Source organism: Herbivorax alkaliphila, assembly GCF_030848475.1.
Classification (GTDB): Bacteria; Bacillota; Clostridia; order Acetivibrionales; family Acetivibrionaceae; genus Herbivorax.
This window is the reverse complement of sequence record NZ_JAVDDS010000140.1, coordinates 1-1,092: the sequence shown is the minus strand read 5'-3', so window position 1 is coordinate 1,092 and position 1,092 is coordinate 1. Positions and strand designations below refer to the sequence as shown.

Annotated in this window: 1 protein-coding gene; it reads left to right on the top strand. The window is 27.2% G+C overall.

Annotated features, from left to right (window positions below):
- Window positions 1-115 precede the first annotated feature (115 nt).
- On the top strand, window positions 116-991 hold the full coding sequence (locus RBH29_RS17715) for a KilA-N domain-containing protein (RefSeq protein ID WP_459076803.1): 876 nt from the start codon (window positions 116-118) through the stop codon (window positions 989-991).
- The last annotated feature ends 101 nt before the right edge of the window (window positions 992-1,092 follow it).

Genomic DNA, 1,092 nt, shown 5'->3' with positions numbered 1-1,092 from the left:
GCAAAATGCAGATATTTGTCAGTACATAAAATTTATTGTATAATTTAAATGAATAATATTAATTTATGTATGAATAATTTAATAGGATTATTAAAATGCAATATATGAAATCTTAATGAATAAAATTAATTCTATTAGAGAAAGAGAGAAAGTTATGCCGAAAATTAATGTAAAGGGTAACCAAATATCAATATTTCCAATAAAAGATGATGATTATATTTGTATTACAGATATTGCAAAATATAAAAACTCTGATAGAACTGATGATTTAATAAGAAATTGGATTAGAAATAGAAATACGATTGAATTTTTAGGAATATGGGAACAGTTAAATAACCTTAATTTTAATCCCGTGGAATTCGACGGGTTTAGAAAAGAAGCTGGACTAAATAGTTTTACATTAACACCTCGTCAATGGATAGAAAAAACAAATGCTATTGGTTTAATTTCAAAGCAGGGAAGATATGGTGGAACTTATGCACATAAGGATATTGCTTTTGAATTTGCAAGTTGGATATCAGTCGAATTTAAACTATACCTAATAAAAGAATTTCAAAGATTAAAAGATTATGAATATAAGCAATTAGGATGGGATATAAAGAGAAACTTAGCCAAAATCAACTATAGAATACATACTGATGCTATTAAAACAAATCTTATACCGATAGAATTATCATCTAAACAAATTTCATACATATATGCTAGTGAAGCTGATGTTTTGAACATGGCTTTGTTTGGAATGACAGCAAAAGAATGGAGAGAAAACAATCCGAATAACAAGGGAAATATACGTGATTATGCTAATACAGCACAACTTGTATGTTTATCAAATTTAGAAAATCTTAATGCATTATTCATAAATGAAGGACTTTCACAACAAGAAAGACTTAAAAAATTAAACTTTATTGCCATAAATCAAATGAAGATTTTAATGCAGGATATTAGCCTTAAATCACTTAGTGATAAAAATTTAGATAATAATAAGAAATAGAATATATAGATGAGCTTTACAAGAAAGGCTTTGAGGTCAGTGACGAAAACAGCATCTAACAAAGGATTTCCAGCTCCACTATCGTTTCGCCCAAATTCATT